Below are 25,236 nucleotides of genomic sequence, written 5' to 3' on the forward strand. Positions count from 1 at the left end.
ATTAGTGAATAGGAAATCAGCCAGTGAGGCGAGGCAGATTTGATGCGTCAGTGACTCCGCCGGCCCGGAATGTTCCGGCGGATATCTTGGGGGGAGGCTATTGCGTTGCAGCTTCTTCGCTGCTGATCACCGTGCGAAGTTGCTGCCACCAGCGCCCCAGCTTTTCGTACCAATAGCGTTCGGTCTGTTCGAGGTATTTGGCCTGAGGGCGGTAGCGCTCCCAGGGCTGCTCAATCTTGTTGCTGGCAAGGAAGTTGGTCGGGGCGGCTGACGGCGTCAATCCGATCCTATTGAATTCTTCGATGGCTCGCTTCATATGGCTGGCCGACGTCACAACGACCAATTTGCTCTCGCCGACCACAGAGACGGCCTGAAAGGCCTCTTCCCAGGTATCTTTGGCGGTTTCAAGCAGCAGGATGTCATTTTTGTTGACCCCGAGGGCGAGCGCCACCTTCGCCATCATGCGTGCTTGGCTGATATCGGTACCGCCGCCGTAGCCCGACAAAATTAATTTTGAGCCCGGGAACAGTCGGTGAATACGCATCCCTTCAGACAGACGCATTAGCGATGTGCGGGAAAGCTGTGAGGTGATCGGCATGGCGTGATCAATCACATGGCCACTGCCCAGTACCATTACATAATCCACCGCCTGACCGGACGGAACGTAAGGCGGGTAAGCTTTTTCCAGCGGGCGCAGCAGACTGGTTGCGACCGGTTGAAAAGAGACAAGGAAAATCCCCAGAAAAGCAAAGCTGATGAAAAAGGATGCCAGCCCTTTACGGCGGGTAAACCAGAGAAGCAGTAGCCCCAGCAGGCCGAGCATGAGCATTGCGGGCAGGGGCATTAGTAAAGCAGAGACAATTTTTTTTAGTTCAAACATGCAATGTAGTCCGAAAAATCAGCAGTTGAGCTCGAAAAAGCACCACAAGCCTTTATTCCTTTATCGCTTGTGAGAAAATAAGCCACATTTTTAGAACCGCTATCATAACGTAAAGCTGACGTGATCGAAGATCGAAATTTTGACGACTTAGCGCAAAAATTTGCAAAAAATATTTACGGAACTGGCAAAGGCCAGATCCGCCAAACGGTTGTTTGGGAAGATCTTGAGCAAATTTTAGCCCTACTGAAGAGTGATAAACCGCTGCATTTACTCGATGCTGGTGGGGGTGTGGGCCAACTGTCACAGAAAGTGGCAGAGCTAGGACATCACGTCACGTTGTGTGATCTTTCTAGCGAAATGCTCAAGCTCGCAGAGCAAGATATTGCTAAAAACGGCCTGCTTGAGCAGTATCGTCTGGTGCACAGCCCGGTGCAGGCGATCGGGGAGCATCTGGACAGCCAGGTTGATCTGGTGTTGTTCCATGCTGTCATGGAATGGCTGGCCGATCCGCAGGCGGCACTGGAATATCTTCTTGAGCAGGTAAGACCAGGCGGTATTATCTCCATTATGTTCTACAACTATAATGGCCTGCTGTTTAAGAACTTGATTTGTGGCAACCTGACTCATATCGAAGAGGGGATGCCGCATAGAAAGCGCTTCAAACTTCAACCTCTGCACGGGATCAAACCTGATGAGGTATATAGCTGGTTAGAAAACGCAGGTTTTAACATTCTTGGTAAAACCGGAGTACGAACATTCCACGACTATATGCAGACAACGATGGTCGGGGATTACAGTTTTGAACAGGTACTGGCGATGGAGCAAAAACTTTGCCGCCAGGAGCCTTATTTGTCCCTGGGCCGATATATTCATGTTTACGCCCAAAAGCCGTTAGCAGGCCCAGAGACGTTGAAAAACAAAAGCAATAAGGACAACGGATGAGTGAAGTAACCCAGACCGTTCCCGAGTTGGTCAGTTGGGTTAAGCAGCATGAGTTTGAGCTTAACCTGCCAACCGAGCGGCTGGCGTTTCTGTTGGCGATTGCTGTATTGAGCGGCGATCGTTTTGATGAAGAATTAGGGGAAGGTGAACTGATCGATGCGTTTCGCATTGTCAGCGATATGTTCGAGCAGACACCGGAAACCGTGGCCTTCCGTGCCAACAACGCCATTAATGAGTTGGTTCGCCAACGCTTGATTTCCCGCTTTACCAGTGAGGTCACCGACGGTGCGAGTATCTACCGTCTGAGCCCGCTGGCACTGGGGATCACCGATTATTATGCCCGTCACCGCGAGTATTCAACGCTCAAGCTTTCCATTCAGCTTGCCATGGTTGCTGATGAAATTAACAAGGCCGCCACGGCAGCGCAGGAAGGCGGCGACGAGAGACACTGGCGCCAGAACGTTCATGCGGTGCTGAAATATTCAGTGGCCGAGATCTTTGACCGTATCGATCTCAACCAACGCACCATGGACGAGCAGCAGCAACAGGTGAAGCAAGATATTGCCGAACTGCTGAACCAGGATTGGCGCGCGGCGATCAGCAGCTGTGAAACCCTGTTGAACGAAACCTCGAGCACCCTGCGAGAGCTGCAGGATACCTTGCAGGCGGCGGGTGACCAGTTGCAAACCCAGCTGTTGATTATCCAGGAAGAAATTCAGGGTAACCCGGATCTGGAGTTTGTTGATGCCATGGTATTTAACTTGCAAGCCAAGTTGGACCGCATCATCAACTGGGGACAGCAGGCGATTGACCTGTGGATTGGCTATGACCGCCATGTCCACAAGTTCATTCGTACTGCGATCGACATGGACAAGAACCGCGCCTTCAGTCAGCGCTTGCGCCAGTCGGTGAAAGACTACTTCGACGCGCCGTGGATGCTGACTTACGCCGATGCCGAGCGCTTGCTCGACATGCGTGATGAGGCCTTGGTCCTGCGTGATGACGAAGTGACCGGTATCGTACCGGAAGAGATGGAATTTGAAGAGCTGGATCTGGTCAATGATCAGCTGGCGGAACAAATTGCCGCAATGTTGCAGGCCCACAAAGAGACCGGCGCTGCAATTAACTTGAGTTTGCTTCTTAAAGATTATTTGGCTCAGCACCCTCACGCGCAGCATTTTGATATGGCGCGTCTGGTGATTGATCAGGCTGTACGACTGGGTTATTCCGAGTCGGACTTCAATGCCATCCAGCCTGATTGGGAAGCTATTAATGACTATGGAGCCAAGGTACAAGCAAATGTCATTGACAAATATTGAAGAATTTATGCCTGAAAAGCTGGCCAAGGCGATTGCCAATCCGCTTTTCCCGGCACTGGACAACGCCCTTCGTTCTGGTCGTCATATCTCCAGCGAAGATTTGGACAACCACGCCCTGCTGATTGAGTTCGAGCAGGAGCTGGTGATGTTTTACAAGCGCTATAACGCCGAATTGGTGCGTGCGCCGGAGGGGTTCTTTTACCTGCGTCCGCGCTCGACATCATTAATCAGTCGATCGGTGCTGACCGAACTCGATATGCTGGTGGGCAAGGTACTGTGTTTCCTTTACCTCAGCCCGGAGCGTTTGGCGCACGAAGGGATCTTCACTAACCAAGAACTGTTCGACGAACTGATGCAGTTAGCCGATGAGAAGAAGCTGATGAAGCTGGTGACTCATCGTGCAACAGGTTCTGATCTTGACCGCGAAAAACTGTTCGACAAGACCAAGACCTCTCTGCGTCGTCTGCGCCGCCTTGGCATGATTATCCCGATCGGTGAAAACGGTAAATTCCGCATCAGCGAAGCGGTATTCCGATTCGGTGCTGATGTTCGTGTCGGCGATGATGTGCGTGAAGCGCAAATCCGCTTGATTCGTGATGGTGAAGCAGTGGTTGTTCATCAGCAGGAGCCAAGCCAGTCAAGCTTGTTGCAAGAAGCTGATGAAACACAAGAACAAGAGTTAGACAAAGCCGGTTTGGAGGGTGAGGCCTAATGGAACGCGGTAAGTATCAATCGTTGACCATGGTCAACTGGAATGGCTTCTTTGCCCGTACATTCGATATCGATAACCTGGTAACCACGCTGTCTGGCGGTAACGGTGCTGGTAAGTCGACCACCATGGCGGCATTTATTACCTCCCTTATTCCGGATCAGAGCCTGCTTCATTTCCGTAATACCACCGAAGCGGGGAGCTCCAATGCCTCTCGTGACAAAGGTCTGCACGGTAAGCTGAAACCGGGTACCTGTTACTCGGCACTGGATGTGGTGAACTCGAAGAACCAGCGCATCATTTTTGCAGTGAAACTGCAGCAGGTTGCTGGCCGTGACAAGAAGGTGGATATCAAGCCATTTATTATCCAGGGTTTGCCATCACATGTTAAACCGACCGAAATCTTGGTCGAAACACTGTCTGATAACCAGGCGCGTGTACGTCAAATTAACGAAGTGAAAGAGCTGGTCGGCAGCGAATATGAAGGCGTAATGTTTAAGGCCTTCAACTCGGTGACTGACTACCATGTGCAGATGTTCGAATTCGGTGTGTTGCCGAAGAAACTGCGCAACAGCACCGACCGCTCTAAATTCTACCGTCTGATTGAAGCCTCGCTCTACGGTGGTATTTCCAGTGCGATCACCCGCTCGCTGCGTGACTACCTGCTGCCGCACAACAGCGGCGTGAAGAAAGCGTTCCAGGATATGGAAGCGGCACTGCGTGAAAACCGCATGACGCTGGAGGCGATCAAGCTGACCCAGAGCGACCGTGATCTGTTCAAGCACTTGATCACCGAAGCGACCAACTACGTGGCGGCAGACTACATGCGCCATGCCAACGAACGTCGCCAGAAGCTGGAAAAAACACTGGGCTTGCGCGGTGAACTGATGGGGTCGCGCAAGAGCTTGGATGATCAGCAGGCCTCTCTGACCAACATGACAGCTGAGCTGGATGAACTGACCGAGCGCGAAGGGGCGCTGGAGCAGGATCACCAGGCCGCTTCTGATCACCTGCAACTGGTCCAAACCGCAGTGCGCCAGCAGGAGAAGATCGAACGCTATCGTGAAGATCTCGAAGAGCTGACCGAACGCCTTGAAGAGCAAGTGATGGTGGTCGAAGAAGCCGCTGAACAACTTGCCATGGCAGAAGAGCAGGCGCTACTGACAGAAGAAGAAGTTGATAGTCTGAAAACCCAGCTGGCAGATTACCAGCAGGCGCTGGATATGCAGCAGACACGTGCTCTGCAATACCAGCAGGCAGTACAGGCGCTGGAAAAAGCCCGTGATATCACAGGTGAGCACCAGATGCTGGCCGATCAGGCAGTCCCTTACCTTGCTCAGTTGAAGCAGGATCAGGAAACCCAAACCACGGCATTGTTGGCCCTCAAGCACCGACTGGATATGTCATCGGCGGCGGCACAGCAGTTTGAAAAAGGCCTGCAGATTGTTACCACGATAGCTGGCTCAATCGAGCGTTCAGAAGCGGGGAGCAAAGCCCGTGAATTGATTGCCAAAGCGCGACAGCTAGGAGCGATTACCGAGCGCAGCGACCAGCTAAAAGCCCAATATCGTGACCTGGAGCGTGCAGTTCGTAACCAGCGCCAAGCGACAGAACTGGCTGAAACCTATGCCAAGCGCTTTGCGGTTGAGCTTGACGGCGAGCTGGCACTGGCTGAAGAGCAGGCTCGCCACGAGGCGACGCTGGAAGAGCTGGAGCAACAGCAGGAAATCCTGGTCGAGCAGCGCAATGACATGCGCCGGCAGGAGCAGCAGCTGACCAGTCAGATCTCGGCTCTGGAAGCGGCAGCCCCGGCGTGGATTGCCGCCTCTGATGCATTGGAAAAGCTGTCTGAGCAATCGGAGCGTGAGCTTTACGATAGCCAGGCGGTGATGGAAGCGATGCAGCTGACTCTGGACAAAGAGCGTGAAGCGTCTGCGACCCGTGACAAGCTGGCCGCCCGCAAGCAGCAGATCGAGTTGGATATCGAACGTTTGGCTCAGCCAGGCGGTAGTGATGATTCACGCTTGCGTGCACTGGCAGATACCTTGGGTGGCAGCCTGTTGTCGGAGATTTACGACGACATCACCCTGGCCGATGCTCCTTACTTCAGTGCCATGTATGGCCCGGCCCGTCACGCTATTGTGGTACCGGATCTAAAAGGCATCAAAGACAAACTGGTGGCGCTGGATGACTGCCCGGATGATTTATACATCATCGAAGGTGATGCAGATTCATTCGACGACAGTGGTTTTGATGTTGATGAGCTGGAAGAAGCGGTTTGCGTTCACCTTAACGATCGCCAGCTGCGATACTCTCGCTTCCCGAAAGTGCCGCTGTTCGGCCGTGCCGCGCGTGAGCAGCGCCTTGAACATTTGCGTGAAGAGCGTGAGCAGCTGATTGAAGAGCACGCCAAGGCGTCCTTTGATTCGCAGAAGCTCCAGCGCCTATACCAGAGTTTCAACAGCTTTGTCGCAACCCACATGGCCGTGGCCTTTAGCGATGATCCAGAAGCGGCGCTGAAAGTGGCCCGTGACAAGCGTAATCAGCTAAGCCGCCAGCTTTCTGAGTCACAGGCTCAAGAGCAGCAACAGCGCAGCCAGCTAACAGCTGCCCGCGAAGCACTTGGCCTATTGGGCAAAATCAACCCGCTGGTAAACCTGCTGGAAGATGACACCCTACAGGCACGCTTTGAAGAAGTGCAGCAGCAGCTGTCGCAGCTGGATGAAGCCCGCCAGTACCTTAACCGCCACGGTAAAGCGATTGCTGAGCTAGAGTCACTGGTTACGGCGCTGGATGCTGATCCGCAGCAGTTTGATGCCTTGCAGATCAGCTACGATGATGCCGACAAGCAGCTTCAAGCACTGAAAGCGAAGATCTTCGCTGTTGCCGACTTGGCAGAGCGCCGCCACCACTTTGGCTATGCTGATTCCATCGACATGCTCAGCAAGAGCTCTGAGCTTAATGAGCAGCTGAAAGCCAAGCTGGCCTCGGCTGAGCGTGAGCGTAATCGCTGTCGCGATGCCCTGAAACAGACGCGTTCACAAGCGAACCAGTACAACCAGCTGTTGGCGTCGCTCAAGAGCTCGCACCAGGCGAAACTGGAAACGGTTCAGGAGTTTGAGCGTGAGCTTCAGGAGTTGGGTGTTCGCGCCGATGTAGAAGCCGAAGAGCGCGCCCGCTTGCGCCGAGATGAGTTGAACGAGCGTCTACACACCTCGCGTACTCGTCGCAGCCAGCTAGAGAAAGGTATCACCTCTGTCGAGCTGGAAATGAAAGGCTTGGTGAAACGCCTACGCAAAGTGGGCAAAGAATACCAGGAGATCCGTAAGCTGGTGGTTACCGCCAAAGCCGGCTGGTGTGCGGTACTGCGCCTGGCGCGCGAAAGTGATGTTGAACGTCGCCTGCACCGCCGTGAAATGGCTTACATGTCTGCCGATGAACTGCGTTCGCTATCGGATAAGTCCCTGGGGGCGCTTCGTTTGGCGGTTGCGGATAACGAGAACCTGCGTGACGCGCTGCGGGCATCGGAAGATGTCTCTCGTCCAGAGCGCAAAGTACTGTTCTACATCGCGGTTTACCAGCACCTGCGCGAGCGTATTCGTCACGACATCATTCGTACTGATGATCCAGTAGAAGCCATCGAAGAGATGGAAGTAGAGTTGGCTCGCCTGAGCGAAGAGCTAACTGCCCGTGAACAACGTCTGGCGATCAGCTCTGACTCGGTAGCGAACATTATTCGCAAGACTATCCAGCGCGAGCAGAACCGTATCCGTATGCTCAACCAGGGTCTGCAGAATATCAGCTTTGGCCAGGTCCAGGGCGTGCGCCTGAATGTGAAGGTACGTGAAACCCACGAGCAGCTGCTAACTGGCCTTGCCGACCAGCAGGATCAGCATCAGGATCTGTTCGGTAACCACCGCCTGTCGTTCTCCGAAGCGATTGCTAAGCTGTTCCAGCGCCTGAACCCGCATATTGATGTCGGCCAGCGTTCGCCGCAGGTGATGGGCGAGGAGTTGTTGGACTACCGTAACTACCTTGAGCTGAGCATTGAAGTTAACCGTGGTACCGACGGCTGGCTGCAGGCTGAGTCGGGTGCGCTGTCAACCGGTGAGGCGATCGGTACCGGCCAAGCAATCCTGTTGATGGTTGTTCAGAGCTGGGAAGAAGAATCTCGTCGCCTGCGCGGTAAAGATATCATCCCATGTCGCCTGCTGTTCCTTGATGAGGCCGCACGACTGGATGGTAAGTCGATTGCAACGCTGTTCGAGCTGTGTGACCGTTTGGATATGCAGCTTCTTATCGCTGCACCGGAGAATATCAGCCCAGAGAAGGGCACCACCTACAAGCTGGTGCGTAAGATCTTCAAAGATCGCGAGCACGTGCATGTGGTTGGTCTGCGAGGCTTCGGCCAGGAGTCTAAGGCTCCTGCTAATATCCAGACCATGTTGGAATTGGATCCGGTGTAACCGCGAATCTGCAGTTCCTGATTGACTAAAGCCGGTCCTGTGACCGGCTTTTTTCGTCTTGAACATAAGAACTTTTTCTCATTACTTAATTACCCTAACGATAAATTTTTTGCCCTTTTATATCCGCCTAAAATTTTAACTGTCAGATTCGGCCACTTGCCAGCCTGAACAAAGCAGCACACTGCGATGAACTCGCTTTGTTTTGGCTTGGCATAAAAATACATAACCAAACACTAAGCGGCCAGCATATTGGTTTGGTACAGGCCAATTTTTATTTGTCGTAGGGGTGATGACATGAAAAAAGCAATATTTCCAGTGCTCGCCACGCTCATTGTGGCCGGGTGTAGTGATTCCGATGGGGCTGCCTCGTCATTAAACAGTGATCCGGCAGCAAATCAGGATGACGGTTCAGTGCCAGTTTCGGTGGATGTGTCCACGCCGCCTAATGAAGTGCCCAAGGGGGCAGATGATCTTCAGGCGTGCGTGGCAATTGATGCCGTACAGGTGATGGACTTGGCAGGGACGATTGTGGAATGGACAACCAAGAGCATGAGTGATCCCTATGGGGTTAACTCTACCCAGTGTATACCGGCAGATTCGGAAATCCCTGTGGATAACGACGGCTATCCAAAATTTATCGTGATCGACCTGTATGATGTGACAGGGGTAGACTTGGTCAACCTGATTTCAGAGCAGCTGCTGCCGGTGGGCGAATACACCAGCATGGCGCTTTCCATCCTGCAGGGCAGCTACGGTGATTTCTTAGATACGCCTTACTCCTATGTCGGTAACCCAGTCGATAAGACGAAGATGGATATTGTCGATGATCTCAAGTTCGACGGGTTGGATATCAACATTGAGGTACCGACTACCTTTACTATGACACTGGATCTTCGCAGCATGATCCAGCTGATTGAGCAGGCATATTATCTGAAGAATGAAGGCTTCAAGGTGGTAGACAATATCACTGCTGGGTCGCTGTTCGGTGATATCGATGTCTCATCGTGCGCAACGTCGGTCAAAGATGCGTATGTTTACCTCTATGAAGCCGATTCACCGGAGTATGGTGATTTGGGATCAGACTATCCTCCGGTCAAAACCGCCAAGGTGGGGGATGATGGTACCTATGAGATGAATTATGTGCCGGAAGGTAACTATGACGTGGTGTTGGTATGTGATGCTCTGATGGATCTGCCAAACGAAATCGACCTGGATATTGATCTCGACGGTGACTATTCCAAATACGAAAACCAGTATATCAGCGCCGGTGATCAGCATTACCGCAACCTTTAGCCACAAACAGTAATACGTTCGAACTGCAGCCAGGTATCAGCCTGGCTGCTTTTCTTTGTGCACAGGTGTAACCTGGCGACATATTGTTCTGCTATCCAGCCTATATTCAGCTAATAACCGTACCCTATAGCGGATGTAAATCGGATCTATCTCTCATTTTTGATTCTGGGCTATATTTTCTTGTAAGCGATAAGTGGCTGACAGCAATAATATTAACCGCCAATGTCCTCATTTCTGGTCTCCATTGCCTGGTCTTTTTTGGTTGTTTTTTGACCGCTGCTTCTTTAAATTTCCTACCCAACAACCGCAAATGCTTTGAAAGAGACCGAGATATGCCAGCTACCATGACCCTGAAAAAAATTGTATTCGGTGCCATTTTCGGCCTAGTTGCTTTCGGTGCAACAACTGCCCATGCTTCGGTTACGACTTCTCCCGAGCACCACCTGCTTTCAACCTTGAACTACGTAGAACTTGAAGCTGAGCAGGGCGACAAAAACATGCAGCTGTTCCTCGGACGTGCTTACCTTGAAGGCAGTAACGGCTTGCAGGCTGATCCGCTGAAAGGCATGTACTGGCTGGAAAAAGCAGCAGTAGATATGCCAGAGGTCAAGACTCTGATTGGCGATCTGTTCAAGAAAGGTGAAGTGCTGCCACGTGATCACGAGCAGGCAGTACGCTGGTACACCGAAGCGGCCAATGAGGGTGATGTGCCGGCAATGGTTGAACTGGGTATGTACTATGCGTCAGGCGCAACCGGTTCGGTTGACTGCGGCAATGCCATCAAGTGGTTCAACGAAGCGGCCAACGGCGGCTCCCTAGAGTCAAAGCGTAACCTTGTATGGCTGTATGCCACTTGCTCCGATGATCGTATGCGTGATGGCGAGCGTGCGCTGAAGTTGGCGAAGCAGGTGCTAAGCCGCAATGGCACCGGGGATGCGGGCGACTATGATAACCTGGCCGCCGCTTATGCTGCATGTGGTGAGTTCCGCCGTGCCGTTGAAGCTCAAGAAACGGCAATTGGCAAACTGGATGAATCAAACGGCCAGCGCTATGCAAACTTCGAGCAGCGTTTGAAGCTGTACCAGCAGAACCAGACAATCTATAGCGCTTCCCTGTAATTTGCTGAAAAATTTGAAAACACTATAAAAGGTGCCGATGGGCACCTTTTTTGTTTTCAAAAAGCAGTACACCAGCCGAGCCTCCCGCTAACGACGTCATAACAACTTCCAGTCCAGTTTCAATCCTTAACTATACTTACAGGAATTAGCTCTTAAGAGTGATACCAACCTGCATAAGTACTTGATCAACCTTTTTTCCTGCACAACCTATAGTTCAACTACTTATCAATGCTGGTATTTGGCAACTGCCTACTTGAGAGCAAAAATAACAAGATAGGTAAAAGGAAAGAAGCAATGAGCAACCCGGAACCCGTCAGTGATAAAGAGAAAGCCAAGTATGAATGGCGCTCTTTTTTGTTTATCACCATTTTCCTATTTCCCATTCTAGCCGTCGCCATCGTAGGAGGTTATGGCTTTATCGTGTGGGCGATGCAAGTGTTTTTCCTTGGGCCTCCTGGCCATGGGTAATTTCTATTGCCGAGATATGAACGCCAGAGTAAAGCTGCGAAGGTATAGGTAGAGCACTATGATGAATGCTTTGAAAAAGCTGTGGGCGACATTTTGGCGTCCAGCAGTACATATTAGCTTGGGCGTATTGACGCTCGGCGGATTCCTGGCAGGGATCATTTTCTGGGGGGGCTTCAATACAGCCCTTGAAATGACCAATACTGAGAAATTCTGTATTGGTTGCCACGAGATGCGTGACAACGTCTACGAGGAACTACAGCAAACTGTCCACTGGTCAAATCACTCTGGTGTCAGGGCCACTTGCCCAGATTGCCATGTCCCCCATAATTGGACCGATAAAATTGCCCGTAAAATGCAGGCCAGCAAAGAGGTATACGGCGCAATTTTCGGAACGATCAATACCCGTGAGAAATTTCTCGAAAAGCGGCTTGAGCTGGCTAATCACGAATGGGAACGTTTTTCTGCCAACGGGTCGCTGGAATGTAAAAACTGCCACAACTACGACAGTATGAACTGGGACGAAATGTCGGATCTTGCCCGTACACAGATGCAGCAGGCTGCTGAGCGGGATCAGAGCTGTATGGATTGCCATAAGGGGATTGCTCATGAGCTGCCGGGCAACATGGAACTCTCGGGCGGCATGGTCCAGCAGCTGGTCCAGAAAGCGGGCAACACCTCCTTCAAGGAAGGGGAGAGCTACTTCAGTGTCCGTTACCTGCCAATGTATGAAGACGAAGCCCTGACCATTGATGGCGGTCAGCTCAACCCGGCCTCCGAGGTGAAGGTGGTGCAGGTCAAAGACAATGCGGTGCAGGTTGAGATCTCTGGTTGGCGTAAAACCAAAGGTTTTGGCCGGGTGATCAACGAGGACTTCGGCCTGAATATCCCGACGGCGGCCCTGAGCAAAGATGCTGCGCTCAGTGATACCCTGGTTGAGAAATTTGAAGAAAAAGAAGACGAATTAACAGGCTTGGGCTGGCAGCGGGTCACAGCGAAACTGTGGATGCCGAAAGAGTCACTGCTTGATGATGTGGAAGAGATCTGGGCCGAGGCAAGGCCAGCCTACAATAACAACTGCAGTATTTGCCATACCCAGCCAGCCGAAAATCACTTCGATGCGAACACTTGGCCGGGCATGTTCAACGGGATGTTGGCATTCGTCAACCTCGACCGTGATAGTGAAGCCCTGGTGCTGAAATACCTACAGAAACACTCATCAGACTTTTCTGATGCCGGCCATTAAAAGAAACGAAGCGAGGTAAGAACATGTCTCTGAGTCGTCGTCAATTTTTATCCGGGCTGGTTACCACGAGCGCGGTAGGGGTCATCGGTCCGAGTCTACTGACTTCTGTTGCCCGTGCTGCCGAAGAGGTGTCCTCACCGTATTCGGCTGATGGGGTTTGGAAAACCACGGGCTCCCATTGGGGGGCATTTCGCGCCAAGATCTACAACGGTAAGGTTGTTGAGATCAAGCCACTGGAGCGTGATAAATACCCGACAGATATGATCAATGGGATCAAGGGGATTATCTACAATCCTTCCCGAGTCCGGTATCCGATGATCCGCCTAGATTGGCTCAAGAAGCACAAGTACAGCGGGGATACCCGGGGCAACAACCGTTTTGTCCGGGTGACTTGGGACGAAGCGCTGGATATCTTTTACAACGAGCTGGAACGGATCCAAAAGGATTATGGGCCATGGGCACTGCATGCAGGGATGACGGGCTGGCGGCAAACCGGCCAGTTCCATAGCTGTGGTAACCATATGCAACGGGCCGTTGGGATGCACGGTAACTTCATGACCAAAGTTGGGGACTATTCGACCGGTGCTGGCCAGACGATCATGCCGTACGTGCTGGGCTCGACCGAGGTCTATGCCCAGGGCACATCCTGGCCTGATATCTTGGCAAACAGCAAAACGGTGATCTTGTGGGCCAATGATCCGCTGAAGAATACCCAGGTCGGCTGGCAGTGCGAGACCCACGACTCCTACATGTATTACGAGCAGCTTAGGGACAAGGTGGCCAAGGGCGAGATCAAAGTGATCTCGGTCGATCCGGTGAAGTCGAAAAGCCAGAATTACCTGGGGTGCGATCAGCTCTACGTGAACCCGCAAACGGATGTGCCTTTTATGCTGGCCATCGCCCATACCTTGTACAAGGAAGAGCTCTACGATAAGGCCTTTATCGAAACCTATGCCCTCGGCTTTGATGAGTTTATGCCTTACGTACTGGGCGAAGCCAAGGACAAAGTCGAGAAAACCCCAGAATGGGCGGAACCTATCTGTGGCGTCAAGGCCGAGGAGATCCGTGAGTTTGCCCGTCTGTTGGCGAAGGACCGTACCCAGTTGATCTTCGGCTGGGCGGTGCAGCGCCAACAGCACGGCGAGCAGCCATACTGGATGGGGGCTGTTATCGCGACAATGCTGGGCCAAATTGGCTTACCCGGTGGCGGTATTTCTTATTCACACCACTACAGTGGGGTGGGGATCCCACCAACCGGAGCCGCAGGCCCTGGCGGTTTCCCGCGCAATGTTGATGAGGGTAAGAAACCGAAATGGGACAATACTGATTTTAAAGGTTATAGCCGGACGATTCCGGTTGCCCGCTGGGTCGATGCGATTCTCGAGCCGGGCAAGGAAATCAACTACAACGGGTCGAAAGTGGTGTTACCTGATACCAAGATGCTGGTAGTCAGCGGCTGTAACCCCTGGCACCATCACCAGGACCGTAACCGGATGAAAACAGCTTTCCAGAAGCTGCAGACTGTGGTGACGATTGATTTTGCCTGGACCGCAACCTGCCGGTTCTCTGATATTGTGCTGCCAGCTTGTACCCAGTTCGAGCGCAACGACATCGACCTGTACGGAGCCTATTCGGGCACCGGTGTCCTGGCGATGCACAAACTGGTTGATCCGCTTTACCAGTCGCGAACCGACTTTGATATCTTCACCGATTTCTGCCGGCGTTTCGGCCGCAACAAGGAATATACCCGCGGTATGGATGAAATGGAGTGGGTGCGCTCGCTCTATGATGAGTGTCGTGAAGCCAACAAAGCCAATTTTGAGATGCCGGAATTCGACGAGTTCTGGGAGGTGGGCCAGGCCGGCTGGGTTGACTTTGGCGAAGGCAAGAACTTTGTCCGCCATGCCGATTTTCGCGAAGATCCTGAAATCAACCCGCTGGGCACGCCATCCGGGTTTATCGAAATCTACAGCCGAAAAATTGCCAGTTATAACTACGAGCACTGCCAGGGGCACCCAATGTGGTTTGAAAAAGCCGAGCGCTCGCACGGTGGGCCGGGATCCGACAAGTATCCGCTCTGGTTGCAGTCGTGCCACCCTGATCAGCGGTTGCATTCACAGATGTGTGAGTCGGATGAGTACCGGGCGACCTATACCGTTCAGGATCGCGAGCCGGTCTATATCAGTCCGGAAGATGCGAAAGCCAGGGGAATTAATGACGGTGACTTGGTGAGGGTCTTCAATGATCGCGGCCAGCTATTGGCCGGGGCGGTGGTATCAGGCGATTACCCCCAGGGGGTGATCCGGATCCATGAAGGAGCCTGGTATGGCCCGCTCAACGAGAAGCTCGGGGCGATTGATACCTATGGCGACCCGAATACCCTGACCATGGATGTCGGCTCCTCCGAGTTGGCCCAGGCGACCAGTGCCAATACTGTGGTGGTGGATATCGAGAAATTCAAAGGCGAGGTACCGCCGGTAACCGCATTCGGTGGGCCGATTTATGAGTCCTGACCGGCGTGGCGGTGGCTCGTTGGGTCCATAGGTTTCCGGTGGGAGTATTGTGACAACGCCTGAAGGTATACCCCGGTGCCTTCAGGCGTTGTCGTGTCATCCTGGTACTGTGGAACCTTTGGCTACCTTTTGCTGAGACCTTGCGACGAGGCTCTCGACTCAGTCTTCGTTTGTGATAGCTCGCGCAGCGCCAACCGGGAAATCTGCCGTATAATGACCTATTGATATATGTCCAAGTTTTAGCCGATGGTTGTAGATAGAGATGAAGCCTTACAGACCCAATGATTACAGCGTACGAGAAAGAACAGCGCCGGATTACACGGTAGGGGAGAATGCCTTCAGGGCCGCAGGCGGTGAAGAAGGCATTCGGGCTTTGGTGGAGTCCTTTTACCATCATATGGATAGCTGGCCGCAAGCAAGGACAGTACGTCAGATGCATGATGATGATCTCAGCGAGTCGATCGATAAGCTGACGACGTTTCTGGTGGGCTGGTTCGGCGGTCCTGCGCGTTATGAAGAGAAATTCGGTATGTTGAACCTGCCAGGGGCCCACCGTCATTTGGCGATAGGGGTGGCAGAGAAGGATATGTGGTTGCAATGCATGCAAAAAGCCTTGGACGATCAAGACTATGATGAGTTGTTCAAGCGCCATGTTATGGTTCAGCTGTCATTCCCCGCAGAGATGTGCCGTAACCGTACCTGACTACCTGACTACCTGACTACCTGACTACCTGACTACCTGATTATCAGTATAAAGGGCGTCGCAACACGCCCTTCCCCCGAAGTCCTCTCAGAGCCAGCGATAACGCTGCAAATACCGGCTAGAGATCGTCAATGATCACGTAGGTGGCATGGATCGGGCCATGAACACCAACCACCTTGATCAGCTCAATATCGGCAGTGGAGCTCGGCCCGGAGACAAAGTTCACACACGAAGGCAGCCGCTCTCCCTGCTGGGCTTTTCTGTGCAGCTCGGCAGTGGCCTGAGTCAAGCGGGCGACCAGTGCGCTTTTGGGCACGACAAACACCGAGGCTTCAGGCAGCAAGCTGATCGCCCGGCCTTGTGCCGGTTGGCTGTAGAGCACCATGGTCCCCGATTCGGCCAGTGCCTGCTCGGCATAGACGATCCCCACCTTTGCCCGTTCGGCGATCTCGATATTCGGTCCATAGCCTCGCTGGGGATCCCAGACATGGACCCTATGGTCGTTCGTATCGAGCTGCTCGGGGTCAAACAGTGCCAGTAGCCGCGTATCGGCGGACACCAAAGTTTCGCTGGGGGCCCGGGAAGGGCTGGCTGCCGTTTCGTCATTACAGTAACCGGCGCAAACTTGGCGCAATGATTCGGTCAGTCCCGCCTGGGTTGTGACTAAGACCTGGGCGCCCAGAGCCTTGCGGGTATAGTCAATCAGTATCTGTTTGAGTTCGTCGCTGCTTTTTCCTGCCATGATTTCGTGGTGGCACGCATAGCGCAGCGGCGGACGCTCAACAGGTGTCGTTTGTCGCGGACGCCCCAGCTTGGCGGCGATGTTGTCGAGAAAGCGTTCGCGGTTGATGATGTCGCTCATGTTCAAGACTCCGGGGTAGATTGTCTGTTTTTAAACCAGCTACGAAACGATGGGCCGTCAGGCTGGGGCAGATCCCTTGCTTGTGCCCACTCACCGATCGCGCCGACCTGCAGTGGTAGTTTGCCCTTGCGGATCAAGCCGCTGGCCAGGGTGGCACCGACCTTCACGGTTTTATCCCACAGCAATGGCCGCGCATTGATGATATTGAACGTTGCCACGCTCAAACGTTCTGAGAGCGGGGTCAGGCCCTGCTCGGCCATTTTTTGGCGGTGCTTGAGCAGCAGGTCAGATAACGGGATCTTGACCGGGCAGACATCATGGCATGCCCGGCACAGGCTGCAGGCATAGGGTAGCTCCTTGAAGTCTTCATACCCGCCGAGCAGAGGCGACAGCACTGCACCAATCGGCCCGGAATAGATCGACCCGTAGGATTGCCCCCCGATATGGCGGTAGGCTGGGCAGGTGTTGACGCAAGCCGCACAGCGCACGCAGCGCAGGATATCTTTAAATTCTGAGCCTAAGATATCAGAGCGACCATTATCGACGATGACTAAATGGAACTCTTCCGGACCGTCTAGCTGGTCGTTTTCTCGCGGGCCGGTCAGCGCCGTTACGTAACCGGTTAGCGGAAGGCCGACGGCACTGCGGCAGAGCAGGCTGATCACAATATCCAGCTCTTCAAAGGTGGGCACGATGCGCTCCATGCCCATGACCGCAATATGGGTTTTGGGCAGGCTGGTAGCGAGCCGGGCGTTCCCCTCATTGGTAACCAGGGTCACTGTGCCGGATTCGGCGACGGCAAAATTACAGCCGGTGATCCCGATGTCGGCTTGCAGGAAGTCGTGGCGAATATACTCCCGCACGTAACGGGTCAGAGCTTCAGGCTCCTCACTGCCCTGGTAGCCGATTTTATCGCGGAAAATATCACGGATCTGGTAGCGGTTCTTATGCAGTGCCGGTACCACGATATGCGATGGGGCATCGTAGTCGTCAACTTGCAGTATGTATTCGCCGAGATCGGTCTCGACAACGTCACAGCCGTTGCGCTCAATCATCGCATTGAGGCTGATCTCCTCGGTCACCATGGATTTGGATTTAACCACTTTCTTGGCATTCTTATCCTTGATGATGGATTCGATATAGGCGGTGGCCTCTTCGGCAGTTTGGGCAAAGAACACCTTGCCGCCGTTACGACTGACGCTTTCGCTTAATTGGTGAAGGTAGTAGTCCAGGTTTTCCAGAACATGGTTGCGGATCTCCATCCCCATTTCGCGCCACTGCTCCCAGTTACCGAGTGTGTCAGCCGCGATTTGGCGGTTGGTAAACATCCGGGTTTGCGCATTGGCGACGGATTCACGCATGAAGGTATCTTGCATCTGGACTTCGATGCGCTGCTTAAATTGGGTGTTGCTGGTTTTCATCGACACGGTTTGGACCTCCCTCAGCGGCTCATTAGTACATCGACAATGTGCATGACCTTGATGGACTTGCCCTCGCGGCTGATGCGGCCGCCGATATTGATCAGACAGCTGATATCCGCCCCGATCAGGTAGTCGGGCTCGACCGCACTAATATGGCTAACTTTTTCTTTGACCATCTCACCGGAGATTTCAGCCATCTTGACCGAAAACGTCCCGCCGAATCCGCAGCATGTTTCCTGGTGGTTGATCGGCTGTAGGATCAGGCCTTCGACTTGTGCGAGCAACTTGAGTGGCTCCTCGCGTACATTGAGCTTGCGGATCAGGCTGCATGACGGGTGGTAGACTGCACGGCCATCCAGCTTGGCGCCAAGCTGGGTAACGCCCAATTGGTTGACGATAAACTGGGTCAGTTCAAAAAATCGGTCGGCAATCTGCTGCGCCCTCAAGGCCCACTGAGGCTCATCGGCCAGGTATTCCGGGTAGCGTTTGATGGAGGCAACGCAAGAGCCAGCAGGGGAAACAATCGGGTACTCATTCGCTTCAAAGGCCGTGATGAGATTTTTCATACCATTCTTGCTGGCGTGGATGTAGCCAGAGTTGAGTGAAGGTTGGCCACAACAGCCTTGCTGCTCTGGGAAGATGACTTCACAGCCGAGTTGCTCCAGCAGTAATACACTCTTTTTGGCGACGTCCGCCTTGACGGTATCGCACAGGCAGGTGGCGAATAGGTTGACCTTCATACTTGCTCCAGTGCTTGGGGTGAAGTGGCTAGCAGGCTAACGCTTCACTCTTTGTAATTTTGTTTACAGGGTGTAACGAAATGTTGTTGTAGGAAGAATATTGTAGGGAATCGCCGGCTGGGCGCTACGCTTTTTTATTAGTATTAATGCTTAAATCAACGCAATGATGAAGAGGGAGCAGAATGGGTGAAAATTGAATAAAAGAATAATATTAATATAAAATAATCACTTAGCGTTTATTATTGTTGGGGTGGTGAGGCTGCATTTATCAACTTTTGGAAATAATTATTTTGTATCCTTGCCCAAATCCACGCGGCAGATCTGCCATGATTTTCCATGCTTAAACCGTCTGTTGTTTTGGTTTTACATCGGCCTTTGGCACTAATGTTTGTAAGATAACGACAAATTGGACTTTTATAATTGGAAAATGAAAGTTAGTTACCGAGCTGACCTATAAAAAATGGGAATAGGTAGGTATCCGTTTTTTCATTTTTCTTTTGCCGGCCAATCCGTATTCTATCGCCGCCTCTGCGAAGCTGTCGTTCCAGGGGCGTTTGTCTTTTGCCGTGTATTATTTTTGTGTTGGAAGTGGAATGGAATTTTCGTGGGAAATTATCGGGGCCCTGTTTGTCGTTGCTAGCCTGGCCGGCTTTATTGATGCCATCGCAGGAGGGGGAGGGATGCTGACCGTTCCCGCTTTGCTTGCAGCAGGGATCCCTCCGGCCCAGGCGCTGGCCACCAACAAACTGCAAAGTTCGTTCGGGAGTTTTTCTGCCACCCTGTATTTTGTCCGCAATGGCTTGGTTCAGCTCAACGAGATGCGCCTGGCTATCTTGTGTACTTTCGTCGGCTCTGCTGCTGGGGCCATGCTTGTCCAGTATATGGATGCCGGAACCTTAACCATGGTTATTCCGGCCTTGTTGGTGGCGATTGCGCTGTACTTTCTCATCGCGCCTGAAGCCGGTGACGGTGGTGGTCAGCCCAAGCTGGGCCAGGCCGGTTTTGCCTTGACCGTTGGTACCGGGATCGGTTTTTACGATGGCTTTTTCGGCCCGGGGACAGGGTCGCTGTTTGCCATTTGCTTCGTTGTCATCGCCCAACTCGGGATTGTCGAGGCCACGGCGAAAACCAAGGTACTGAATTTCACCTCCAACTTTGCAGCCTTGCTGTTTTTCATTGTCGCCGGTCTGCCCATTTGGGAGATTGGCTTGGTGATGGCGCTTGGCGGCTTTATGGGGGCGAGGCTCGGCGCAAAGGTGGTGGTGACCAAGGGGCGTAAATTGATACGCCCTCTGGTTGTGATGGTTTCTATGGTAATGGCGGTCAAGCTGCTTGCCGAGCAGCATCCGCAATGGCTGGAAACCATCGTGTCCTTTGTATAGCGCCGCTTGCTCCGGCTGGCCCATTGTGTTTGGCTTGCTATCAAGCAACCAGTTCGGCAGTGTCGGCCGTGGCCCACTCAATACAGGCCTTGGCCAGGATATCAAGTGAGTCGAGGCACTGCTGTGGCTGGTGGAAGACAGTTTCTGCAAGCGCAACTGGGATTTCCGTGCAGCCCAGAATAACGGCCTCGGCACCGTGTTCTAGCAGGGTATCAAACACCGGCTTCATCAAACGGTGACCTTGCTCGACATTACCGGCCTTGACCGCATAGATCCCGTCCATCACGGCTTGCTGCTGGTCCTGTGTTGGGGCAACCGCCGCAATTTGCTTCTGCGCCAATTTGGTCTGGTACATCCGGGTTGTCATGGTTGCGGTGGTGGCCATAATACCGACTTTACGGTAGCCACGCTGCTGGGCTTCGTCTACAACACTGTCTAGTATGCTGATCATGTGTACCCGGCAGGTGTTGCTTAGGCGGGGATACCAGTAGTGCGCGGTATTGCACGGCATCACGATACACTCGGCCCCGGCTTGTTCGAGTTGCTCCATGCCCTGTTTGAGGACCGGGTAGGGATCGTCGCCGTTGCTGATCAGGAAGGCGGTACGATCAGGAATTTGGGGGTTATTACTAACCAGCATAGGAATATGCTGCTGATCGCTGCAGGCCGGTGTCTGCGCGATAATTTTTTGCATGAACTCGACAGTGGCTAGTGGCCCCATTCCGCCCAATATACCTAATTTCCTGCTCATCTTATTGTTCCTACAGTATTTTCCACTGAGTTCACTATAGGGTAGCGCTGAGGCGGTGAGAAATGCCGTTGCCGAGCCGGTCATGCACAATCGGTATGACTAGATGCGAAAACTGTGATCAGAATAGCTTGAAACTGCTCTGTATGTGCAATGCGTTTCGCTATACTGCCGGTGCCTTTGGTTCGGGATAAAGATGTTGTACGGATATGAATATTGAAAGTAAGTGGCTGGAAGATTTTCTGATGTTGGCGGAAGTGAGGAACTTCTCGATGGCGGCGGACAAACGCAATGTCACCCAGCCGGCATTCAGCCGGCGTATCAAAGCGCTGGAGCAGACCGTGGGGGCTGAGCTGATCGATAGAAGCAAGACGCCGATAGCGCTGACACCCAGTGGCCGGCTGTTCCGGATCACCGCAAGGACATTGATCAACCAGATGATGGATGGGATTGGCCAGCTCTCGGATCTGTCGAAACTGGGGGGCAACAATGTCCGTGTGGCGGCTGCCCACTCCTTGGCCACCAGCTTGGTTCCGTTGATTCAATCTGAATTGATGACCGGCAAGCACAAGCCGATATTGAGTGTCGAGGCGATTGATGTCGATGATGCGATTGAGGAGTTGCAGGAAGGTGGTTGTGACTTGCTGTTGGCCTTCGATGATGAGTTGCTGCGCCTGCCACCATACCAGTCATTGCAAATCGGCCAGGCAGAGCTATTGCCGGTGTGTGCCTGCGACGGAGCGGGCAAGCCGTTGTTCAGAATTACCAACCATAAAGAAGTGCCCTGGTTGGCCTATAGCCCAAGTTCCTACATGGGACGGCAAGTAGAGGCGATTCGGAATCAGGTGAACTTGCAACCCGTGTTCCTCTCATCCATGACTGATCTGCTAAAAACGCTGGCGCTGCAAGGATTAGGCGTGGCCTGGCTTCCCGATTATGCGATAAAACAAGAGTTGGAAAATGGCCAGGTTGCGATCGTTGGTGATGCCTCACTGCGGTTGCCCATCACCTATTATGCCTACCGTTATCAGGCCCGCTTGCACCCGGCGGGGGAGCAAGTCTGGCAAGCCCTGCGGTTGCATGCTGAAAAGCAGGTGTAGCTGAACCCAGGTATAGACAAACAGCGAAGCGCCCTCAGGCGCTTCGCTCGGTTTGCAGGGATTACACAATCATAGGCGCCAGCAGGAAGCCACAGACTGTCGAGACCGCGACACCGATTAAGCCCGGCATCAGGAATGGGTGGTCGAAAATATTCTTGCCCATGCGCGTTGAACCTGTGGAGTCGAACTCAATTGCGGCCAACGAGGTTGGGTAGGTCGGAAGCACAAATACCCCAGTGACCGCAACGAATGAAGCCAGGATCGCCCAGTGTGGCACTTGTAGGCTCAATGCCAATGGAATGATCAATGGCGTTGTCGCGCCTTGCGAAAGTAATAGGGTGCAAGTACCGAACAACACCAGTGACAGCAGCATCGGGTAAGATTGCAGCAAGGAGCCGGCAAACTCTTTGATTTCAGGCAGGTAGGCATTCACCATGGTTGAGCCCATGGTCACAATACCAAGGATAACCGCGACAGAGCTCATGCCGGAGCGGAAAGTGGTGGTACGGATGATCTTCTCCGGATCAACCTTACACATAGGGACCATCAAGCAAGCAACGGCGAACATCGAAACAATGATGATATCACGGGTTGACATCATGCTGCCGTCGGCAAAGTGTGGGCGCAATACAGGGAAAGCGGCATAGATAACAATGGCAATGGTTGCAAGAAGGAACAGCATGACAGAGTATTTGGCTTTCGGGGCCAGGGCGATGTTTTGTTGTTGCTTTTGCTCCTGAGCCTGTTGTAGGCGGGTAAGGTAAACAGGATCATCTTTCAATTCACAGCCTTGGCGTGACGCAATGAATGCACCAACCATCGCGGCGATAAAAGATGCAGGTAGGCAAACTGCCATGATTTCCAAGAAGCTGACACCGATCGGCTCCATGATCGAAATCATGGCGGCCATGGCTGCAGAGATAGGGGAGCCCGAAATCGCTACCTGTGAAGCAACCACCGCACCGGCCAGCGGGCGGGAAGGGCGCACGCCGATCTCCTTGGCGACTTCCGAAATGACCGGCAAGGTCGAGAACACGGTGTAACCGGTACCGGCCATGATGGTCATCAGCCAAGTGATCATCGGGGCCAGAAAACAGATATATTTCGGGTTGCGGCGCATCAGGTTACCGGCATGGTGGACCAGCCAATCCATCCCGCCTGCCGCCTGCATGGTTGATGCTGCGGTAACCACCGCCATGATGATCAAAATAACATTGACGGCGGGGGCGCTGGGCTCCAGACCAAAGCCGAGGGTCAATATCGCCAGTCCCAACCCACCGGCTAGGCCGACGCCGAGTCCGCCCATTTTTAATCCCCAGTATATGCAGCCTAATACCACTAACAGCTCTATTGCTACTAACATAGTTTTTCCTGTCCGTTTGAAATGATAAAACCTTGAAATATTTGCGGGTATAGTGCGGAAATGGTTTTGGGGTGTTAAATGCCAAATATTGCTTCGCGATACCGAATCGGCATAGGGGCTACGCCAAAACTGGGACTGAGTTAACAGACCTGTGAGGTCAGGCCTTAATTCTGCACAAAATAGCAACGACTTTCGATGGCAAAGTAGCCACTGTTACTGGCGCAGTGAAGGAACTGGCATCGGTTTTTTTGTGACTTGGGTATGACCGATTCCAAACTGGAATGGGTTGTGGTCCGTCGTTTCGCTGTTCGAATTCTCACTGAAATGATACTTTTCTGAGCCTTAACTCAAGCACTTAACCGAAGAGAAATAAACAAATGGAGTTGTCATTTGACGTATTGGGGCTGCTTTTCCTGGTTGCAGCACTGGCAGGATTTATCGATGCAATCGCAGGGGGGGGAGGGTTGCTGACAGTCCCGGCCCTGCTGGCAGCTGGCGTGCCGCCCACCCAAGCGCTGGCAACCAACAAATTGCAGGGCTCATTCGGCAGCTTTTCTGCCTCGCTGTACTTTGTCCGCAATGGTTTGGTCAGTTTGGGGGAGATGCGCAATGCGATTGTCTTTACTTTTCTCGGTGCCGCGACAGGGGCCGAGCTGGTCCAGCGCATCGATGCGGGGGTGTTGACCCAGCTAATTCCTATTTTGCTGGTGTGCATTTCCCTGTATTTCTTGTTCGCGCCGCAGGTCGGGCAAGGGGGAGGCACGCCGAAACTGTCCGATAACATTTTTGCCTTGGTGGTGGGCACCAGTATTGGCTTCTACGACGGTTTCTTTGGACCGGGGGCGGGGGCACTCTATACCATCTGCTTTGTGGCCATTGCCCAGTTTGGTTTGGTGGAAGCCACGGCGCGAACCAAGATCCTCAACTTCACCTCGAACTTTGCGGCCCTGCTGTTTTTCATCTTTGCCGGCCTGCCGGTGTGGGAAATCGGTATTATCATGGCTGTCGGCGGGTTTATTGGGGCGAGAATGGGGGCCAAGGTCGTCATTTCCAAGGGGCGCAAGCTGATCAGGCCGATGGTGGTGATCACCTCGATGGGCATGGCGATCAAATTGCTAGTTGAACAGAATCCGCAATGGTTTCAATAAGCCGGCGTGTCCGCGGAGACTGGAGACTATTTGGGCGATAGCAGAGTTGGACCGGACGCGTTAACTCATCCAAGAATGGAAAGTGGTGGCAGTGGTGAGGGGCAATGTTGAGCGTGTTGACGATCGAAATGGGCACCAAAGCCGCTGCGACACCGCTCAGGGCAAGTTGGGCGGCGGCAGTATAGGAATCCATTTCCATGTAGGGGACGATCCCTGCCTTCTGCAATGAGCTGGCCTGATTGGCATTGGCCGGGTTTTTCAGGTCATTGACCAACATTTTGCTCGGTGGCTGGGTAAGGAGCTGGTGGCTCACCACTGAAAACGGTTCATCAAACAGGTGGGTCACCGCCAATCCGTGCTGGGGCGGCAGGTGACCGGCGCAGAAACCGATGGCGGCATCGCCAGCCTGGACCCGCTCGACAATGATCGGAGTATGGTGGGTACTGATGGCAAGGAAAGGATCCTGCTGGATGTATTCCCCCATCAAAGGTGCCAGGTAGCCTGCAACCAAGGTTTCAGAGCAGGCCAAATGGATAACCGTGCGATCATCGACATCAAGTTGATCGAAAATTTGTCCTTTCAGGGCCTTGAAACCGGGCTCGACGGCAGCGATCAGCTGCCGGGCATCGGCGGTCAGCTTGATACGCCGACCGTCAGGCTCGATAAGCTTTTTTCCGATCCGCTGTTCCAGTTTGGCAATGCGCTTGCTGACGGCACTCTGGCTGAGATACAGGCGGCTGCCTGCTTTGCTCATGGTACCCTCTTGGGCCAGTACCAGCAGCGTTTCAATCCCTTCAAGTAACAATCGTGGTTTCCTG

20 protein-coding genes are annotated in these 25,236 nt (G+C 53.1%); 13 read left to right on the plus strand and 7 right to left on the minus strand.

Annotated features, from left to right (window positions below):
• Window positions 1-97: 97 nt before the first annotated feature.
• Entirely contained in the window at window positions 98-880 is a 783-nt protein-coding gene (elyC, locus tag C9J03_RS08280; RefSeq protein WP_044622954.1) for an envelope biogenesis factor ElyC, read from the minus strand.
• Between the two features lie 120 nt (window positions 881-1,000).
• On the opposite strand from elyC, the gene cmoM reads away from it, so the two are divergent.
• The 10 genes from cmoM (at window position 1,001) to C9J03_RS08330 (ending at window position 15,654) form a co-directional block, all read left to right on the plus strand.
• Window positions 1,001-1,822 carry a tRNA uridine 5-oxyacetic acid(34) methyltransferase CmoM gene (gene cmoM, locus C9J03_RS08285; protein ID WP_039468754.1) on the plus strand — a complete coding sequence of 274 codons (822 nt, stop codon included), beginning with the start codon at window positions 1,001-1,003 and terminating at the stop codon, window positions 1,820-1,822.
• A complete protein-coding gene (gene mukF, locus C9J03_RS08290; RefSeq protein WP_039468757.1) occupies window positions 1,819-3,141 on the plus strand; it encodes a chromosome partition protein MukF in 1,323 nt (440 codons plus the stop codon). Before cmoM ends, mukF begins: the two co-directional genes overlap by 4 nt.
• On the plus strand, window positions 3,122-3,853 hold the full coding sequence (gene mukE, locus C9J03_RS08295) for a chromosome partition protein MukE (protein ID WP_044622955.1): 732 nt from the start codon (window positions 3,122-3,124) through the stop codon (window positions 3,851-3,853). Before mukF ends, mukE begins: the two co-directional genes overlap by 20 nt.
• Window positions 3,853-8,316 carry a chromosome partition protein MukB gene (gene mukB / locus C9J03_RS08300; RefSeq protein ID WP_044622956.1) on the plus strand — a complete coding sequence of 1,488 codons (4,464 nt, stop codon included), beginning with the start codon at window positions 3,853-3,855 and terminating at the stop codon, window positions 8,314-8,316. Before mukE ends, mukB begins: the two co-directional genes overlap by 1 nt.
• A gap of 294 nt (window positions 8,317-8,610) precedes the next feature.
• Entirely contained in the window at window positions 8,611-9,609 is a 999-nt protein-coding gene (locus C9J03_RS08305; protein ID WP_044622957.1) for a hypothetical protein, read from the plus strand.
• A gap of 332 nt (window positions 9,610-9,941) precedes the next feature.
• Window positions 9,942-10,727: a tetratricopeptide repeat protein gene (locus C9J03_RS08310; protein ID WP_044622958.1), complete on the plus strand. Its 786-nt coding sequence runs from the start codon at window positions 9,942-9,944 to the stop codon at window positions 10,725-10,727.
• A 294-nt stretch (window positions 10,728-11,021) separates the two neighbouring features.
• A complete protein-coding gene (torE, locus tag C9J03_RS08315; protein WP_039464313.1) occupies window positions 11,022-11,195 on the plus strand; it encodes a trimethylamine N-oxide reductase system protein TorE in 174 nt (57 codons plus the stop codon).
• Between the two features lie 58 nt (window positions 11,196-11,253).
• Window positions 11,254-12,438: a pentaheme c-type cytochrome TorC gene (gene torC / locus C9J03_RS08320; RefSeq protein ID WP_039464311.1), complete on the plus strand. Its 1,185-nt coding sequence runs from the start codon at window positions 11,254-11,256 to the stop codon at window positions 12,436-12,438.
• A 23-nt stretch (window positions 12,439-12,461) separates the two neighbouring features.
• A complete protein-coding gene (torA, locus tag C9J03_RS08325) occupies window positions 12,462-14,951 on the plus strand; it encodes a trimethylamine-N-oxide reductase TorA (RefSeq protein ID WP_044622959.1) in 2,490 nt (829 codons plus the stop codon).
• A 262-nt stretch (window positions 14,952-15,213) separates the two neighbouring features.
• A complete protein-coding gene (locus tag C9J03_RS08330; protein ID WP_039464305.1) occupies window positions 15,214-15,654 on the plus strand; it encodes a group II truncated hemoglobin in 441 nt (146 codons plus the stop codon).
• A 118-nt stretch (window positions 15,655-15,772) separates the two neighbouring features.
• On the opposite strand, the gene C9J03_RS08335 is transcribed toward C9J03_RS08330, so the two are convergent.
• From C9J03_RS08335 to C9J03_RS08345, 3 genes are read right to left on the minus strand one after another with little or no spacing between them, the layout of a single operon-like run.
• Window positions 15,773-16,516 carry a LutC/YkgG family protein gene (locus C9J03_RS08335; RefSeq protein ID WP_044622960.1) on the minus strand — a complete coding sequence of 248 codons (744 nt, stop codon included), beginning with the start codon at window positions 16,514-16,516 and terminating at the stop codon, window positions 15,773-15,775.
• Between the two features lie 2 nt (window positions 16,517-16,518).
• On the minus strand, window positions 16,519-17,943 hold the full coding sequence (locus tag C9J03_RS08340; RefSeq protein ID WP_044622961.1) for a LutB/LldF family L-lactate oxidation iron-sulfur protein: 1,425 nt from the start codon (window positions 17,941-17,943) through the stop codon (window positions 16,519-16,521).
• A gap of 14 nt (window positions 17,944-17,957) precedes the next feature.
• Complete coding sequence (locus C9J03_RS08345; protein ID WP_044622962.1) at window positions 17,958-18,677, minus strand: (Fe-S)-binding protein; 720 nt, start codon at window positions 18,675-18,677, stop codon at window positions 17,958-17,960.
• Window positions 18,678-19,270: 593 nt separating this feature from the next.
• Between C9J03_RS08345 and C9J03_RS08350 the strand changes: the two genes are divergently transcribed.
• Window positions 19,271-20,059, plus strand: a complete 789-nt coding sequence (locus C9J03_RS08350; protein WP_039464295.1) for a TSUP family transporter — start codon at window positions 19,271-19,273, stop codon at window positions 20,057-20,059.
• 40 nt (window positions 20,060-20,099) lie between these two features.
• Here the strand turns inward: C9J03_RS08350 and cuyB are convergent, their stop codons facing one another.
• A complete protein-coding gene (gene cuyB / locus C9J03_RS08355) occupies window positions 20,100-20,810 on the minus strand; it encodes a cysteate racemase (protein WP_044622963.1) in 711 nt (236 codons plus the stop codon).
• A 206-nt stretch (window positions 20,811-21,016) separates the two neighbouring features.
• Here cuyB and C9J03_RS08360 point away from each other — a divergent pair, with 206 nt between their 5' ends.
• Entirely contained in the window at window positions 21,017-21,907 is an 891-nt protein-coding gene (locus C9J03_RS08360) for a LysR substrate-binding domain-containing protein (protein ID WP_039464291.1), read from the plus strand.
• 61 nt (window positions 21,908-21,968) lie between these two features.
• Here the strand turns inward: C9J03_RS08360 and C9J03_RS08365 are convergent, their stop codons facing one another.
• On the minus strand, window positions 21,969-23,270 hold the full coding sequence (locus C9J03_RS08365; RefSeq protein WP_044622964.1) for an anaerobic C4-dicarboxylate transporter: 1,302 nt from the start codon (window positions 23,268-23,270) through the stop codon (window positions 21,969-21,971).
• 377 nt (window positions 23,271-23,647) lie between these two features.
• Between C9J03_RS08365 and C9J03_RS08370 the strand changes: the two genes are divergently transcribed.
• A complete protein-coding gene (locus C9J03_RS08370) occupies window positions 23,648-24,418 on the plus strand; it encodes a TSUP family transporter (protein WP_039464284.1) in 771 nt (256 codons plus the stop codon).
• Here the strand turns inward: C9J03_RS08370 and C9J03_RS08375 are convergent.
• Entirely contained in the window at window positions 24,378-25,223 is an 846-nt protein-coding gene (locus C9J03_RS08375) for a LysR family transcriptional regulator (RefSeq protein WP_044622965.1), read from the minus strand. The two genes, C9J03_RS08370 and C9J03_RS08375, sit on opposite strands and share 41 nt — an antisense overlap.
• Window positions 25,224-25,236 lie beyond the last annotated feature (13 nt).

It is taken from the genome of Photobacterium gaetbulicola (genome assembly GCF_003025515.1).
Classification (GTDB): Bacteria; Pseudomonadota; Gammaproteobacteria; order Enterobacterales; family Vibrionaceae; genus Photobacterium; species Photobacterium gaetbulicola.

Coding starts and splice junctions, on each gene's coding strand:
- C9J03_RS08345 (WP_044622962.1), bottom strand. CDS start 18,677: ATGAAGGTCAACCTATTCGCCACCTGCCTGTGCGATACCGTCAAGGCG.
- torE (WP_039464313.1), top strand. CDS start 11,022: ATGAGCAACCCGGAACCCGTCAGTGATAAAGAGAAAGCCAAGTATGAA.
- C9J03_RS08330 (WP_039464305.1), top strand. CDS start 15,214: ATGAAGCCTTACAGACCCAATGATTACAGCGTACGAGAAAGAACAGCG.
- mukE (WP_044622955.1), top strand. CDS start 3,122: ATGTCATTGACAAATATTGAAGAATTTATGCCTGAAAAGCTGGCCAAG.
- C9J03_RS08335 (WP_044622960.1), bottom strand. CDS start 16,516: ATGAGCGACATCATCAACCGCGAACGCTTTCTCGACAACATCGCCGCC.
- C9J03_RS08310 (WP_044622958.1), top strand. CDS start 9,942: ATGCCAGCTACCATGACCCTGAAAAAAATTGTATTCGGTGCCATTTTC.
- mukB (WP_044622956.1), top strand. CDS start 3,853: ATGGAACGCGGTAAGTATCAATCGTTGACCATGGTCAACTGGAATGGC.
- mukF (WP_039468757.1), top strand. CDS start 1,819: ATGAGTGAAGTAACCCAGACCGTTCCCGAGTTGGTCAGTTGGGTTAAG.
- torC (WP_039464311.1), top strand. CDS start 11,254: ATGATGAATGCTTTGAAAAAGCTGTGGGCGACATTTTGGCGTCCAGCA.
- C9J03_RS08305 (WP_044622957.1), top strand. CDS start 8,611: ATGAAAAAAGCAATATTTCCAGTGCTCGCCACGCTCATTGTGGCCGGG.
- C9J03_RS08365 (WP_044622964.1), bottom strand. CDS start 23,270: ATGTTAGTAGCAATAGAGCTGTTAGTGGTATTAGGCTGCATATACTGG.
- C9J03_RS08370 (WP_039464284.1), top strand. CDS start 23,648: ATGGAGTTGTCATTTGACGTATTGGGGCTGCTTTTCCTGGTTGCAGCA.
- C9J03_RS08350 (WP_039464295.1), top strand. CDS start 19,271: ATGGAATTTTCGTGGGAAATTATCGGGGCCCTGTTTGTCGTTGCTAGC.
- torA (WP_044622959.1), top strand. CDS start 12,462: ATGTCTCTGAGTCGTCGTCAATTTTTATCCGGGCTGGTTACCACGAGC.
- elyC (WP_044622954.1), bottom strand. CDS start 880: ATGTTTGAACTAAAAAAAATTGTCTCTGCTTTACTAATGCCCCTGCCC.
- C9J03_RS08360 (WP_039464291.1), top strand. CDS start 21,017: ATGAATATTGAAAGTAAGTGGCTGGAAGATTTTCTGATGTTGGCGGAA.
- cuyB (WP_044622963.1), bottom strand. CDS start 20,810: ATGAGCAGGAAATTAGGTATATTGGGCGGAATGGGGCCACTAGCCACT.